At 71.7% G+C, this 1,246-nt stretch carries 2 protein-coding genes and 1 pseudogene; all 3 read right to left on the bottom strand.

Annotated elements, in window-relative coordinates:
- A pseudogene (locus tag B0W88_RS31820) lies at window positions 1-368 on the bottom strand (contractile injection system protein, VgrG/Pvc8 family); the annotation flags it as partial.
- Window positions 369-385: 17 nt separating this feature from the next.
- On the bottom strand, window positions 386-976 hold the full coding sequence (locus B0W88_RS31815; RefSeq protein WP_077038414.1) for a type VI secretion system baseplate subunit TssE: 591 nt from the start codon (window positions 974-976) through the stop codon (window positions 386-388).
- Window positions 973-1,246: TagK domain-containing protein (locus tag B0W88_RS31810; RefSeq protein WP_144007147.1), on the bottom strand; the 274-nt coding region annotated here is incomplete at its 5' end. The genes B0W88_RS31810 and B0W88_RS31815, both read right to left, overlap by 4 nt.

The raw sequence follows: 1,246 nt of genomic DNA, 5'->3' as shown, positions 1-1,246 counted from the left end.
TCCAGCAGCAGTTCGTAGACGGCGCGGCGGTTCTCCAGGCGCAGGAAGCGGGCAGCGGTGACGAGGCCGTTGACCTCGCGCTCGCCGGCGCCGATGCCGGCCGGCGAGCCGCCGGGCAGGCCGGTGGCGAAGCTGCCGCGTCCTTCGAGCTCGATCGTGATGCAGGCTCCCTTGCCGACCAGCGCCTTCACATCGACATTGGCAGCCAGCGATTCGGGGATCAGCGGGTTGTCGGGCGTGGCCAGCAGCAACCGGTAGCTGTACAGCTGCCCCAGCGACTCCTGGCCTTGCAGGGCCTGGAGCACCAGGGCCGGCGCGCCGAGCAGCGCGGGCAGGGCGGGGCTTGCGAAGGAAATGGTGTGGGGCATGGCCGGGTCGTGTGGGGTCAGTCGTTGCGCCGCGCGTCGGCGCGCAGCTCGAAGCGGTTGGTCTCGAGGTCCGCGGAGCTCTGGACGATGAACTCCAGCGGGTAGGGCTGGAGCAGCACGAGGCCCGCAATCTCGAAGTCGAGGACGTTGAAGCTGGCGCTGCCGCCGCGCGGACGCTGCAGCGGGCGCACGACCAGGGTCAGCGGGTCGATGCGTGGCTCGAAGGCGACGATGGCGCTGCGCACGCTGTGCTCGATGTCGGCCCACTGCCGCTCCGACAAGGGCTTGCCGGCCAGCGAGGGCGCGCCGTAGTTGACGCAGGAGCGAGCCACCTCGGGGTGGCGCGCGGCGTCGAGATCGGCGGCATGGTTGATCGTGTTGAGCAGGGCGGCCAGGTCGCGCTGCAGGATCTCGCGCATGCGGCGGCGGTCAGGCACATAGGCGCCGGGCATTTCGCTGTCCGCGCTCGGCGTGTCGTCACAGAGCCGGTCGAACAGCGTGGGCAGGAAGCGCTGTTCGCTGCTGCGCGAGCCAGCGGGGGACGCGTCGGCCGGGGCGCTGCCGCGTGCGGCCGGATGCAGCGGGTGCCGGCCCGGCGCGGCGCTCATGGCCCGGACTCCTGCGCCGGCCGGGCGCCACCGAAGAGGCTGGCCAGCGCGCTGTCCAGGGCCAGGTCGTGATGCTCCTTGCGTGTGAGCAGGGGCAGGGCTGCTTCGGTCACAGCACCGTCGACCTCGTGGGCGCGCTGGTGGTCCGGCGCGAGCAGATGCAGGATGCTTACGTCGGTCTCGGGCAGCAGCAGCGTGTCGGGCTCCAGATCGGCCGCCAGGGTCTGCAACAGGTCGTCGATCGGCGGTGCGGTCTCGACCAGGTCGTAG

The sequence above is a fragment of the Pelomonas sp. KK5 genome, from assembly GCF_001984095.1.
Lineage (GTDB): Bacteria > Pseudomonadota > Gammaproteobacteria > Burkholderiales > Burkholderiaceae_C > KK5.
This window is presented reverse-complemented; position numbering and strand designations above follow the sequence as displayed.